Origin of the sequence: Klebsiella sp. 10982 (assembly GCF_048589245.1) — a bacterium.
Classification (GTDB): domain Bacteria; phylum Pseudomonadota; class Gammaproteobacteria; order Enterobacterales; family Enterobacteriaceae; genus Klebsiella; species Klebsiella quasivariicola.
In genome coordinates this window covers 216,008-230,201 of the sequence record NZ_JBMAXV010000001.1, presented here as the reverse complement: position 1 = coordinate 230,201, position 14,194 = coordinate 216,008, and the positions used below count along the sequence as shown (strand labels likewise).

Sequence of the window (14,194 nt, the reverse complement as noted above, 5' to 3'; positions counted from 1 at the left end):
TAGTATAAAAATTGCGCAGTGAATGGCGGTTCATTTATTATGCGCAACGTATCACGGACTGATGGACATAAAAGGCTGCACGCTGTGCAGCGCAAGTTTGTTAATGATGAGGTTCGTGAATGCCCCGCAGTTTATGGTTCAAGGTTTTTGTTGTGCTGGCCGCCCTCTGGGCGCCGTTTAGTCAGGCCGACACCGGATGGCAGCCGATTCAGGAGACGATCCGCAAAAGCGAAAAAGACACGCGTCAGTATCAGGCGATCCGCCTTGATAACGACATGGTCGTGCTGCTGGTTTCCGATCCGCAGGCGGTGAAATCGCTGTCGGCGCTGGTGGTGCCGGTGGGATCCCTGCAGGATCCGGCCGATCATCAGGGGCTGGCGCATTTTCTGGAACATATGACGCTGATGGGGTCGCAAAAATATCCCCAGCCTGACAGCCTTGCAGAGTTTCTTAAGCTACACGGCGGCAGCCATAACGCCAGCACCGCGCCCTACCGCACCGCGTTTTATCTTGAAGTGGAGAATGATGCGCTGGACGGGGCCGTAGACCGCCTGGCCGACGCCATCGCCGCGCCGCTGCTGGATAAGAAATATGCCGACCGCGAACGTAACGCGGTCAACGCCGAGCTGACGATGGCCCGGACGCGAGACGGGATGCGTATGGCCCAGGTCAGCGCGGAGACCATCAACCCGGCTCACCCGGCGGCCCACTTCTCCGGTGGCAACCTCGAGACGCTCAGCGATAAGCCCGGCAGCCCGGTACTTGATGCGTTGCATACCTTCCGCGATAGCTGGTACTCCGCCAACCTGATGAAAGCGGTGATCTACAGCAACAAGCCGTTGCCGGCGCTGGCGCGGATGGCTGCTGACACCTTTGGCCGCGTGCCGAATCGTCAGATCAGCAGGCCGCAAATTACCGTCCCGGTGGTCACGGATGCGCAAAAAGGCATCATTATTCACTATGTGCCGGCGATGCCGCGCAAAGTGCTGCGCGTCGAGTTTCGCATCGACAACAACAGCGATCGCTTCCGCAGTAAAACCGATGAGCTGGTCACCTATCTCATCGGCAACCGCAGCCCGGGCACGCTCTCTGACTGGCTGCAAAAGCAGGGGCTGGCGGAAGGTATCCGCGCCGATTCCGATCCGGTGGTAAACGGCAACAGCGGCGTACTGGCGATCTCTGCCACCCTCACCGATAAAGGCCTGGCGCACCGCGATGAAGTGACGGCGGCCATTTTCAGCTACCTCGACCTCCTGCGTACTCAGGGCATCGACAAACGCTATTTCGACGAACTGGCGCATGTGCTGGCGCTGGATTTCCGCTATCCGTCAATCAACCGCGACATGGATTACGTGGAATGGCTGGCAGACACCATGATCCGGGTGCCGGTCGAGCATGCGCTGGACGTAGTCAACATTGCCGACCAGTACGACCCGCAGGCGATCAAAGACCGGCTGGCGATGATGACCCCGCAGAACGCCCGCATCTGGTATATCAGTCCCCAGGAGCCGCATAACAAGACGGCCTATTTTGTCGATGCGCCGTATCAGGTGGATAAGATTAGCGAGCAGACGTTCGCTGACTGGCAGCAAAAATCGCAGGCCATCCAGCTGCAGCTGCCGGTGCTCAACCCCTATATTCCGGATGATTTCACCCTCATCAAAAGCGATAAAGCCTGGCCGCATCCGCAGCTGATCCTGGATGAACCAACGCTGCGGGTGGTGTATGCCCCGAGCCAGTATTTTGCCAGCGAACCGAAGGCGGATATCTCCCTGGTGCTGCGTAATCCCCAGGCGATGGACAGCGCTCGCCGGCAGGTGATGTTTGCCCTCAACGATTATCTCGCCGGCATCGCCCTCGATCAGCTCAGTAACCAGGCGGCAGTCGGCGGCATTTCGTTCTCCACCGGCGCTAATAACGGATTAATGGTCAATGCCAACGGCTATACCCAGCACCTTCCGGCGCTGTTCAGCGATCTGTTGCAGGGATACTTCAGCTATACGCCGACCGAAGAGCAGCTGGAGCAGGCCAAATCCTGGTATGCGCAGATGATGGACTCCGCCGAGAAAGGCAAAGCCTACGATCAGGCGATAATGCCGATCCAGATGGTCTCCCAGGTACCGTACTTCCAGCGCGAAGAACGCCGGGCGCTGCTGCCCTCCATTACCCTTAAAGAAGTGCTCGACTACCGCGCCAACCTGAAAACCAAGGGGCGTCCTGAACTGATGGTGATCGGCAATATGACCGCCGATGCCGCCACGACGCTGGCCCGCCAGATCCAACAGCAGCTGGGCGCTGACGGCAACGAATGGTGCCGTAACAAAGATGTGGTGGTGAACCGGCAGCAGCTGGCGATCTTCAACAAAGCGGGCAACAGCACCGACTCCGCGCTGGCCGCAGTGTTCGCGCCGCCCAATGTCGATGAGTTCAGCAGCACCGCCGCCAGCACTCTGCTGGGGCAGATCGTTCAGCCATGGTTCTACAACCAGCTGCGTACTGAAGAGCAGCTTGGCTACGCGGTCTTTGCCTTCCCGATGAACGTGGGGCGCCAGTGGGGTATGGGCTTCCTGCTGCAGAGCAGCGATAAGCAGCCAGCCTTCCTCTGGCAGCGGTTCCAGGCCTTCTTCCCCACCGCGGAGGCGAAGCTGCGGGCGATGAAGCCGGAAGAGTTTGCCCAGCTCCAGCAGGCGGTGATAAGCCAGATGCTGCAGGCGCCGCAGACGCTGGGCGATGAAGCCTCGAAACTGAGCAAAGATTTCGATCGCGGTAATATGCGTTTTGATTCACGTGATAAAGTAGTGGCTCAGATTAAACTGCTGACGCCGCAAAAACTTGCCGACTTCTTCCATCAGACGGTGGTGGATCCGCAGGGCATGACGATACTGTCCCAGATTTCCGGTAGCCAGAATGGCAAAGCGGACTATGCCCAGCCGAAAGGCGGCAAAGTGTGGGAAAATGTCAGCGCATTGCAGCAATCCCTACCCCTGATGCGAGAGAATGAATGACCGACACCGCTGAGTCTTTGGATCCCCTGCGCTTGCCCCTGACGGGCGAGCGCCTGATAGAAGCCTCTGCGGGCACCGGAAAAACCTTTACCATCGCCGCGCTGTATCTGCGGCTGCTGCTGGGGCTGGGCGGCGAGTCCGCCTATCCCCGCGCCATCAGCGTTGAAGAGCTGCTGGTGGTGACCTTTACCGAAGCGGCGACCGAAGAGCTGCGTGGGCGTATCCGCAGCAACATCCACGAACTGCGCATCGCCTGCCTGCGCGGCGAATCTGACAACCCGCTCTACAGCGCGCTGCTGGCGGAGATCGCCGACAAAGACGACGCCGCGAAGACCCTGCTGCTGGCCGAGCGGCAAATGGACGAGGCGGCGGTATTCACCATCCACGGCTTTTGCCAGCGGATGCTGAGCCTCAACGCCTTCCAGTCGGGCATGCTGTTCGAGCAGCAGCTGATTGAGGATGAATCCCGCCTGCGCTATCAGGCCTGCGCCGACTTCTGGCGTCGCCACTGCTATCCCCTGACCCGCGATATCGCGGCGGTGATCCACGATGTCTGGAAAGGGCCGCGCGATCTGCTGAAGTCCCTTGACCGCTGGCTGCAGGGCGAAGCGCCGCAGCTCAAGTCACCGCCAGCCGCTAACGAGACGCTGGCCGAGCGCCATCAGCAGATCATCAGCCGCATTGACTCGCTTAAGCAGCAGTGGCGTGAGCAGGTGGGTGAGATCGAAGGCGTGCTGGAAAATTCCGGCCTTGACCGGCGGAAGTTCAATCGCGGCAATCAGGGCAAGTGGATTGAGAAAGTGAACGCCTGGGCGCAGGAAGAGACGTTGAGCTACCAGCTGCCCGACGCGCTGGAGAAATTTGCCCAGTCGTTTCTGTACGAGCGCACTAAAGCCGGCGGCGAACCGCCGGTACATCCGTTGTTTAGCGCCGTTGAGACGCTGCTGTCCTCGTCGCTCACGCTCACCGATCTGGTGCTGGCGAGAGCAATGGTCGAGATCCGCGATGCGGTCGCGCGCGAAAAGCGCCGCCGCGGCGAGCTGGGGTTTGACGATATGCTCAGCCGGCTTGACGAGGCGCTGCGCGGCGACAGCGGCGAGGCGCTGGCCAGCGCCATTCGCCAGCGTTTTCCGGTGGCGATGATCGATGAATTTCAGGACACCGACCCCCAGCAGTACCGAATTTTTCGCCGTATCTGGCGCCAGCAGCCGGAGACGGCGCTGCTGCTGATCGGCGACCCAAAACAAGCCATCTACGCTTTTCGCGGCGCCGATATCTTTACCTATATGAAGGCGCGCGGCGACGTTGCCGCGCACTACACCCTCGATACCAACTGGCGCTCCTCGCCGGGCATGGTCGGCAGCGTCAACCGCTTGTTCAGCCTCAGCGATAACCCCTTTATGTTTCGCGAGATCCCCTTCCTGCCGGTGAAGGCAGCGGCAAAGAACCAGGGACTGCGCTTTAGCGTTGACGCGGCGGACGTACCTGCGATGAACGTCTGGCTGATGCCCGGCGACACCGTCGGGTCTGGCGATTATCAGACGTTTATGGCGCAGCTCTGCGCCACGCAGATCCGCGACTGGCTGAGCGCCGGCCAGCAGGGGCGCGCGCTGCTGTGGCGTGGGGAAACCTCGCGCCCGGTGCAGGCTTCGGATATCACGGTGCTGGTGCGCAACCGGCTGGAGGCGGCACAGGTGCGTGAAGCGCTGCAGACGCTGGGCATCCCCTCGGTCTACCTCTCCAACCGCGACAGCGTTTTTGAGACGCTGGAGGCCCAGGAGCTGCTCTGGCTGCTGCAGGCGGTGCTGGCCCCGGAGCGGGAAAATACCCTGCGCAGCGCGCTGGCGACCTCCATGTTTGGCCTGACCGCGCTGGATATTGAAAACCTGAACCAGGACGAGCAGGCATGGGACGCGCTGGTAGAGGAGTTCAGCGAATACCGCCAGATCTGGCGGCAGCGAGGGGTGATGCCGATGCTGCGGGCGTTGATGACGGCCCGGCATATCGCCGAGAATCTGCTGGCGACCCGCGGCGGCGAGCGGCGCTTAACCGACATTCTGCACATCAGCGAATTGCTGCAGGAGGCGGCCAGCCAGCTGGAAAGCGAGCATGCCCTGGTGCGCTGGCTGGCGCAGCACATCGCCGAGCCGGACAGCAACGCCGCCAGCCAGCAGATGCGTCTCGAAAGTGATAAGCACCTGGTGCAAATTGTCACCATTCACAAGTCAAAAGGGCTGGAATACCCCCTGGTCTGGCTGCCGTTTATCGCCCGGTTTCGTAAACAGGACCAGGCGTTTTACCACGATCGCGAGACGTTCGCGGCGGTGCTGGATCTGGGCCAGGATGAATCCAGCCTCGAGCTGGCGGAGGCGGAACGGCTGGCGGAAGATCTGCGCTTGTTGTACGTCGCCCTGACCCGCGCGGTCTGGCACTGCAGCCTCGGTGTGGCGCCGCTCAGCAGCCGGAAATCCGGCAACAGCGATTTTCATCTCAGCGCGCTGGGGCGTTTGCTGCAGGCAGGTGAAGCCATGGACGCCGCCGGGCTGGCTGCGCAGCTGGCAGACTTCTGTCAGGGCGAGATTGCATTACAGAGACCGGGCGAGCTGGATCTCACCCCGTGGCAGGCGCCCGCGGCGACCATCCCCCCGCTGTCGGCGCGTGAGCTACAGCGCCGTATCGCCGACGACTGGCGGGTGACCAGCTACTCCGGGCTGCAGCAGCATGGTTTCAGCGGCGGGCAGGATCTGCTGCCGCGTCTGGATGTCGATGCCGCCGGCGTCGGTGAAGTGGTGGAAGAGCCGCAGTTGACTCCGCACCAGTTCCCGCGCGGCGCCGCGCCGGGGACCTTCCTGCACAGCTTGTTTGAGGAGCTGGACTTCACCCAGCCGGTGCCGGACGGATGGATGGCGGAGAAGCTGCAGCTGAGCGGGTTTGACGCGCAGTGGGCGCCGGTGCTGACCGACTGGCTGGGGGGCGTGCTGAAGACCCGCCTGCCGGGGCCGGATATCGCGCTCAATCAGCTTGCGGCGCGGGATAAACAGGTGGAGATGGCGTTTTACCTGCCCATCGCCCAGCTGCTGACGGCGGAGCGCCTTGACGCGCTTATCCGCCAGTACGATCCCCTCTCCGCCGACACGCCGCCGCTGGATTTCCGCCAGGTGCGCGGCATGCTGAAGGGCTTTATCGATCTGGTCTTCCGCCACGAAGGCCGCTATTACCTGCTGGATTACAAATCCAACTGGCTGGGGGAAGATCGCGAGGCCTATACCCGGCCGGCGATGGAGCAGGCGATGCGTGCCCACCGCTACGATCTACAGTATCAGCTGTATAGCCTGGCGCTGCACCGCTATCTGCGCCACCGGCTGGCCGATTATGACTATGACCGCCACTTCGGTGGCGTGATTTATCTCTTCCTGCGCGGCATGGACGGGCAGGAGGGGGGGCAGGGGATCTTCACCACCCGGCCGGTGAGACCGCTGATTGACGGTCTGGATCAGCTTTTTGCCGGAGAAACGCAGGAGGAGGCCTCATGACTTTCGAACAACTACTGCTGGCCGCGGTGGAGCAGCGTCTGCTGCGGCCGCTGGACGTCCAGTTTGCCCTGATGGTGGCGCAAAACGACCCGCCGGCGGTCAAGCTGGCAGCGGCGTTACTGAGCCGGGATGCCGGCGAGGGGCACGTCTGCCTGCCGCTCTCGCGGCTGAGCGGCGACGAGGCGCTGAGCGGAAAAGCGGGGGAGATCCGCGATCGGCTGCTGGCCGAAGCCGGCGCGCCGGAGGACTGGCCCGCGCTGCTGCTCGCGTCGTCGGCGGTAAGCTGCGGCGATGCCCCGGCGCCGATGATTTTGTGCGGCGACCGGCTCTACCTGAACCGGATGTGGCGCAACGAGCTGACCGTCGCCCGCTTCTTCAATGACGCCAACCGGGTGCTGGAGATGGATGAGGCGCGGCTGGCGGCCACCCTGAATGCGCTGTTTCCCGCCACTGGCGAAACCGACTGGCAAAAAGTGGCCGCGGCGGTGGCGCTGACCCGCCGCATATCGGTGATCTCCGGCGGTCCCGGGACCGGGAAGACCACCACCGTGGCGAAGCTTCTGGCGGCGCTGATCCAGATTGACGACAGTCCACGCTGTCGTATTCGCCTCGCAGCGCCGACCGGTAAAGCGGCAGCGCGCCTGACCGAATCGCTGGGGGCGGCACTGAGAAAGCTGCCGCTGACCGACGCGCAGAAAGCGTTAATTCCCACCGAGGCCAGCACGCTGCATCGTCTGCTCGGCGCCCAGCCCGGCAGCCAGCGCATGCGCTATCATGCCGGCAACCCGCTGCATCTGGACGTGCTGGTGGTGGATGAAGCCTCGATGATTGACCTGCCGATGATGTCGCGGCTTATCGACGCGCTGCCGGCTCACGGGCGGGTGATTTTCCTTGGCGATCGCGACCAGCTGGCCTCCGTGGAAGCCGGGGCGGTACTGGGCGACATCTGCGCCTGGGCAAGCTCGGGTTACACCGCCGCACGGGCGCAGGAGCTGACCCGGCTGACCGGTTCGCCGGTGCCTGCGGGCGAGGGGACTATCGCCGGCGCGCTGAGAGACAGCTTGTGCCTGCTGCAAAAGAGCTATCGCTTCGGCAGTCACTCCGGTATCGGGAGCCTGGCGCGGGCGGTGAACGCTGGTGCGCGCGCGGAGGTGAAGGCCACGCTGCGCCAGCCGTTTGACGATATCGCGCTTCATCCCCTCAGCACGACTGACGAGTACGAGGCCATGCTCGGCGCGGCCCAGCAGGGCTATGAGCGCTACCTGCAGCTGCGCCGCGAGCGGGCCGAACCGCAGGCCATGCTGGCCGCTTTCAGCGAATTCCAGCTGCTGTGCGCGCTGCGCGAAGGGCCGTACGGCGTGAGCGGCGTCAATGAGCGGCTGGAGCAGCGGCTCAACCGCCAGCGGGCGATCGCCCTGCCGCGCCACTCCCGCTGGTATGACGGCCGACCGATCATGATATCGCGCAACGACAGCGCGCTGGGGCTGTTTAACGGCGATATCGGCATTGCGCTGGAGCGCAACGGCGAGCTGCGGGTGTGGTTCCTGATGCCCGACGGCGCCATCAAGTCGGTACAGCCGAGCCGCCTGCCGGAGCATGATACCGCCTGGGCGATGACCGTGCATAAATCGCAGGGCTCGGAGTTCGAACATGCGGCGCTGATCCTGCCGGCGCGCAGCGTCCCGCTGGTGACGCGCGAACTGGTCTATACCGCCATCACCCGCGCGAAACAGCGCTTGTCGCTCTATGCCGACGAGCAGGTACTCTCCCAGGCCATTGTGACGCGAACCGAACGGCGCAGCGGTCTGGCGGAGATCTTTGCCGGGCGCGAAGCCCCCTGAGACGCCGCGTCCGGGCGATAGGGACAAGGGTGACCCCCGTCTCGGACTGGCGAAGGATCAGTAGCTGAAGAACAGGGGGATGAGCCAGAACACCGATATCGAGTTCATGGCACAAAAATAGGCCCCATAGCGCATGGGGAGTGATGTCGTTGAGAGATCGGCAATAACGATAACAACCAGTGAAATTAGCAGATTGGCTATCGACATGACGATGAACAGCAACACCACCATCAGCCCGGCCGCCATGGCGCCGGATGAGGGGCCTCCGCTACCCGCCATAATCATTATCAGCAACAGCGCCCAGGGATAGAGGGAAATGACCAGCACGATGTTTTTGATGTTTCTGATCACCCAGTTGGGCTGCTTTTTCTTAGCCATTATCAGTCCTTAGCGTAATGAATGATTTATCGTGTGTTTCGCCTGAATCATGATGACGGAGGGGCGCTTTAAGGTCATATGGCCAGCAGTCCGAGCCACCATAGTGATATCGAATTCATCGCGAAAAAGCGGACTGTCGCGCCGCCGGCCAGCGGTGGAGTGGAACAGCGGGCACAAAAAATGACCAGCGAGGAGATGAGGAAATTAATGCCGGATGTCAGGGCCAGCAGAAATAATATCGCGATGGCGGCGCCGAGCGCGGCATAGCCGTGCTGATGATGGCGCTGGTTATCCCAGAGCAGCAAAATCAACAGCAACCACGGATAGAGGGCGACCGCGGTGGTGATGAGGTTGATATGTCTGACCAGCCAGTTCGGTTTGGTTTCCATTCTTTAAGCGATCCTTGCAGGGTGGGTAGCGGCCGTTGCGCCAGTCGACCTCCTGTCGACAGCCTGTAGCATATCGTTGGGCCAGCGTTAAAGGAATGGTCTGCGTGGAAACCAGGAATTTCGCCCGCGTGCCGCACACTGTGCCCGCGCGAAGCGATGCTGGAGAGCGGCCGGGAATAAGGCGATAAACGCCGCTTTTTCCCGGGCCGTTAAAAAGGGTAGGGAAGGGCTTAGGCGAGGTCGGCCATCAGCACCTTCGACCGGCGCTGATAGTTATACATCTGCTTTTTACTCTCCGGCAGCAGGTCAATATCCACCGGCGTGAAGCCGCGCTCCTGGAACCAGTGAATGCTGCGGGTGGTTAGTACGAACAGCTTGCTCAGCCCCATCTGCCTGGCCTGGGCGGCAATACGCTCCAGCAGCACCTCACCCCGTGACGAACTCCGGTAATCCGGATGCACCGCCACGCAGGCCATTTCGCCGATCTTCTCTTCCGGGAAAGGATAGAGGGCGGCGCAGGCAATAGTGGTGTTATCGCGCTGAATAATGGTGAATTTGTCGATTTCCATTTCCAGCTGCTCGCGAGAGCGGCGCACCAGGATGCCCTGCTGCTCAAGCGGGCTTATCAGCTCAAGAATACCGCCGATATCATTGATGGTTGCCCGACGGATTTGCTCCGCGCTCTCCATGACGATCTGAGTGCCGATGCCGTCGCGTGAAAACAGTTCCTGCAGCAGTGCGCCATTTTCCTGATAGCTGATCAGGTGGCAGCGCCGCACGCCGCTGCGGCAGGCCTTCACCGCCCCGCGCAGGAAGCGCACGGTACCGGAGTTATAATCTTCATCTGCCTCCAGCTCTTCGACGCGGGCCTGCGCCTCATTAGGGAACAGTTCGGAGACAATTTCTCCCGCCTGGTTGTACACTCCCTGCGACGAACAGAAACCGATCATTTTCTCCGCCTTCAGTTTGATAGCCAGCTGGGTGGCGATCTCTTCCGAAGTCAGGTTAAAGCTCTCGCCGGTGACCGACACCGCGACCGGCCCCATCAGCACAATGGCGCCGCTGTCGAGCTGACGATGAATCGCCTCTTCATCAATGCGGCGAATACGCCCACTGTGGCAATAATCGACGCCGTCATCGACGCCCAGCGGCTGGGCAATGATAAAGTTGCCGCTGACGACGTTGATATGGGCTCCCTGCAGCGGGGTGTTGTTGAGGCTCATCGACAGACGGGCGGTGATCTCCAGCTGCAGCATGCCCGCCGCCTGCTTCACCAGCTCCAGCGTTTTGGCGTCAGTCACTCGCGTCTGCTTGTGATAGATCGGCTCGTGATGGTGCTCGGCGAGGTTCGCGTCAATCTGCGGGCGGGCGCCATAGACCACCACCAGGCGAATGCCCAGGCTATGCAATAACCCTATATCATTGACAATATTAGAAAAATTCTCATGCTCAATGGCTTCGCCGCCCAGCATGATGACAAACGTTTTTCCCCGATGGGCATTAATATAGGGAACAGAATGGCGGAATCCTTCTACCAGTTCAGTGCGACGTTCCTTCACCATGACAAACCCTCAATGCATGATTATTCGTAATTATTGTATTTTTATTCTGTTTTGCCGTTAAACGCAAGTGCCAATTTTAGGCTAATTCGCGAAAAACATGTGACCCGGCGCAGGGTGTCAATGAATGTTTACCCTTTTATAGATGACAGGTTATATGCCTTTCGTTAAAGTTTCTGGTCAATCTGTTTGTTTTGGGTACAAATGCGTTTTTATTGCTTGGGAGTGGCATGTCGGGAAACAACTCAGGATTAAGCCGTCGCCGTCTGTTGCAGGGCGCGGGCGCCATGTGGTTAATGAGCGTGAGCCCTGTAGGGCTGGCTGCCGATGCGCGAGTGGTCGCCGTTCGCGTCTGGCCAGCATCGACCTACACGCGCGTCACGGTAGAATCGAATCATGTGCTGAAATACCGGCAGTTTGCCCTCAGTAATCCGGAACGAGTGGTAGTGGATCTGGAAGGGGTTAACCTGAACTCTGTGCTGAAAGGCATGGGCGGCCAGATCCGCGCTGACGATCCCTTTATTAAGTCCGCCCGCGTGGGCCAGTTTGATCCACAAACCGTGCGCATGGTCTTTGAGCTCAAGCAGAACGTCAAGCCGCAGCTGTTTGCCCTCGCGCCGGTGGCCGGCTTTAAAGAGCGTCTGGTGATGGACCTCTACCCCGCCAACGCCACCGATGTTCAGGATCCGCTGCTGGCGCTGCTCGAGGATTACAACAAAGGCGACCTGGAGCGTCAGGTGCCGCCGGCGCAAAGCGGACCACAGCCGGGCAAAGCCGGGCGTGACCGGCCGATTGTCATTATGCTCGATCCCGGACACGGCGGCGAAGACTCCGGCGCCGTGGGAAAGTATCGCACCCGCGAAAAAGACGTGGTGCTGCAGATTGCCCGCCGCCTGCGGGCGTTAATCGACAAAGAAGGCAATATGAAGGCCTATATGACCCGCAACGAAGATGTGTTCATCCCGTTGAAAGTGCGTGTCGCGAAGGCGCAGAAGCAGCGCGCCGACCTGTTCGTGTCGATTCACGCCGATGCCTTTACCAGCCGCCAGCCCAGCGGCTCCTCAGTGTTTGCCCTCTCCACCAAGGGGGCCACCAGTACCGCGGCAAAATATCTCGCCCAGACGCAGAACGCCTCGGATCTGATCGGTGGGGTCAGCAAGAGCGGCGACCGCTATGTCGATCACACCATGTTCGACATGGTGCAGTCCCTCACCATCGCTGACAGCCTCAAATTTGGCAAGGCGGTGCTGGAGAAAATGGGCAATATCAATAACCTGCACAAGAACCGGGTAGAACAGGCGGGCTTTGCGGTGCTGAAGGCGCCTGACATCCCCTCGATTCTGGTGGAGACGGCGTTTATCAGTAACGTGGAAGAAGAGCGGAAACTGAAAACGGCCAAATTCCAGCAGGAGGTGGCCGAGTCGATCCTCGCCGGGATTAAAGCCTACTTTGCCGACGGCGCGACGCTGGCCCGCCGCGGATAACCACACAGGAAAGGGACATGGCCTTACTGAAAAGCGCCCATGGCGGTAACACCCGCGAGGCCGCCGCCCTGCTGGGCATTGCGCCCGGCGAGCTGCTGGATTTTAGCGCCAACATCAATCCGCTGGGGATGCCCGCCTCGCTCAGGCAGGCGATCATCGACAACCCAGGCTGCGCCGAACGCTACCCTGACGTCGAGTATCAACAGCTGCATCAGGCGCTGGCTGCCCACCATCAGCTGCCGGCGGCGCAGATCCTCGCCGGCAACGGCGAAACTGAATCGATCTTCACCCTCGTCCACGGCCTTAAGCCGCGACGGGCGATGATCGTCATTCCTGGTTTCGCGGAGTACCGGCGGGCGCTGCAGACGGTGGACTGCGAAGTAGTGGAGTATGCCCTGCGGGAGTGCGATGGCTGGCAGCTGACTGACGCCATCCTCGATGCCCTGACTCCGGCGCTGGACTGCCTGTTTCTTTGCACCCCGAACAACCCCACCGGCCTGCTGCCGGAGCGGGGCCTGCTGGAAGCCATTGCGCAGCGCTGCCGGGCCCTGAATATCAGCCTGATCCTCGATGAGGCCTTTCTTGATTTTATGCCCGACCAGCCGGGATTTATTCCCCTGCTGGCGCAGTACCCGCACGTCTGGGTTCTGCGCTCGCTCACCAAATTTTATGCTATTCCGGGGCTGCGTCTCGGCTATCTGCTCAACGCTGACGCGCAGGCAGTGGCCCGACTGCGCGAGCGACAAATGCCGTGGTCCATCAATGCCTATGCCGCCCTGGCCGGAGAGATCATCCTCCAGGACCGGGCGTATCAGCGGGCCACCTGGCAATGGCTGCAGGAGGAGGGGGCGCGTTTCTGTTCACGACTGAAAGAGATTACCGGGCTGACCGTGTGGCCCGGGCGTGCTAACTACCTGTTCTCGCGCTGCGACAGGCAAGGGCTTGACCTGCAATACGCCCTGTTGCGCCAGCATGTGCTGATCCGCAGCTGCGCCAACTACCCGGGGTTGGATAGCCGTTATTTCCGGGTGGCGATCCGTAGCGCCAGCGAAAACGACCAGCTGCTGGCGGCGCTGCGCCGGGCGCTGGCCTGAGGCCTACTGCAGGGTGACGCCCCCGGGCACCATCGCCAGCAGATGCTGCTGCGGCCAGTGGGCGGCGATGTCGCTCTCTGCCAGCCGCCATTGGAGAAATTCGACGTCATGACGACGGCGGTCCAGCAGCAGGCCGACGACGCTGCCGCTGTGCGCTACATTAAGGCCATACAATCCTGCGCTTTCCACCAGTTGCAGTAGCGCGTCAAACCCCGGTTTGGGCAACAGCTGCTGGCTGGCGACGGCGCTGATGGTCGCCGCTTCGCCCAGCAGCTGTGGGCTGCCGCAATGGCAGGCCTGCTGTACTTTCTCCCACGCCAGCTGCAGCCGGGAGGCGTTAGCCAACAGACCCGCCTCGCGCGGCAGCTGGTGGTAGTCGGTGGTGCGCAGCGTCAGCGGGCTCTCCAGTACTAACAGGTCGAGCGCTGGCGGAGGGGGACAGGCGATTTGCGTGGCGGCGGTATTATGGTCGAACAGCGTCAGCTGGCGAAACAGGGTGCTGTCGGTAGGCTCCAGCGCGACGCACAGGCGCGCCAGCGTCGGCTCATCCAGTAGATGGCCCAGATGATGGGCGGTGGCGACGGCGGTGGCAGCGATATCGGCGGTGCTGCTGGCCATCCCTTTGGCCACCGGGATCGTCGAGTGCAGGGTAATGCGGATCTGCTGGCTCAGCCCTGGAGGATAGCCCCAGTGGGCCAGCAGCTGGTCGACCATTGCTCGCGACAGCGGCCGCTCATCCTTTCGCGGCACCCCGGTCTCGACCTCGACGGTGCTGTACCAGTCCACCGGGCAGGAGACCAGCTTTTCGCTGCCGAGGATCCAGCCCTGGATAAGTTCTCCGCACGAGGCGGGACATTGTGCAACTGCCACGTTTTCACCTTTCCGCTTACCTTCGCCAGGGCGCATAGTGG

At 61.5% G+C, this 14,194-nt stretch carries 9 protein-coding genes; 5 read left to right on the top strand and 4 right to left on the bottom strand.

Annotated elements, in window-relative coordinates; all coding sequences use genetic code 11:
• Positions 1-119: 119 nt before the first annotated feature.
• The 3 genes from ptrA to recD are packed head-to-tail and all read left to right on the top strand — an operon-like array spanning position 120 to position 8,379.
• Positions 120-3,005, top strand: coding sequence for a pitrilysin (ptrA, locus tag ACKLKD_RS01060; RefSeq protein ID WP_087804653.1), 2,886 nt, complete (start codon positions 120-122; stop codon positions 3,003-3,005).
• Positions 3,002-6,538, top strand: a complete 3,537-nt coding sequence (gene recB / locus ACKLKD_RS01055) for an exodeoxyribonuclease V subunit beta (protein ID WP_087804651.1) — start codon at positions 3,002-3,004, stop codon at positions 6,536-6,538. The genes ptrA and recB overlap by 4 nt, the downstream gene beginning before the upstream one ends.
• On the top strand, positions 6,535-8,379 hold the full coding sequence (gene recD / locus ACKLKD_RS01050; RefSeq protein ID WP_087804649.1) for an exodeoxyribonuclease V subunit alpha: 1,845 nt from the start codon (positions 6,535-6,537) through the stop codon (positions 8,377-8,379). Before recB ends, recD begins: the two co-directional genes overlap by 4 nt.
• A gap of 57 nt (positions 8,380-8,436) precedes the next feature.
• Here recD and ACKLKD_RS01045 read toward each other — a convergent pair whose 3' ends face one another.
• From ACKLKD_RS01045 to argA, 3 genes are all read right to left on the bottom strand, one after another.
• A complete protein-coding gene (locus ACKLKD_RS01045) occupies positions 8,437-8,757 on the bottom strand; it encodes a hypothetical protein (protein ID WP_087804647.1) in 321 nt (106 codons plus the stop codon).
• Positions 8,758-8,831: 74 nt separating this feature from the next.
• Positions 8,832-9,146 (bottom strand): hypothetical protein, encoded by a 315-nt coding sequence (locus tag ACKLKD_RS01040; RefSeq protein ID WP_025711310.1) that lies wholly within the window; start codon positions 9,144-9,146, stop codon positions 8,832-8,834.
• 230 nt (positions 9,147-9,376) lie between these two features.
• Positions 9,377-10,708: an amino-acid N-acetyltransferase gene (gene argA, locus ACKLKD_RS01035; RefSeq protein ID WP_009308565.1), complete on the bottom strand. Its 1,332-nt coding sequence runs from the start codon at positions 10,706-10,708 to the stop codon at positions 9,377-9,379.
• A gap of 227 nt (positions 10,709-10,935) precedes the next feature.
• Between argA and amiC the strand changes: the two genes are divergently transcribed.
• Both amiC and cobD read left to right on the top strand, forming a co-directional pair.
• Positions 10,936-12,189 (top strand): N-acetylmuramoyl-L-alanine amidase AmiC, encoded by a 1,254-nt coding sequence (gene amiC, locus ACKLKD_RS01030; protein ID WP_087804645.1) that lies wholly within the window; start codon positions 10,936-10,938, stop codon positions 12,187-12,189.
• A 17-nt stretch (positions 12,190-12,206) separates the two neighbouring features.
• Positions 12,207-13,283 (top strand): threonine-phosphate decarboxylase CobD, encoded by a 1,077-nt coding sequence (cobD, locus tag ACKLKD_RS01025; protein WP_087804643.1) that lies wholly within the window; start codon positions 12,207-12,209, stop codon positions 13,281-13,283.
• 3 nt (positions 13,284-13,286) lie between these two features.
• Here cobD and ACKLKD_RS01020 read toward each other — a convergent pair whose 3' ends face one another.
• Complete coding sequence (locus tag ACKLKD_RS01020) at positions 13,287-14,153, bottom strand: L-threonine kinase (RefSeq protein ID WP_132312320.1); 867 nt, start codon at positions 14,151-14,153, stop codon at positions 13,287-13,289.
• Positions 14,154-14,194: the final 41 nt, after the last annotated feature.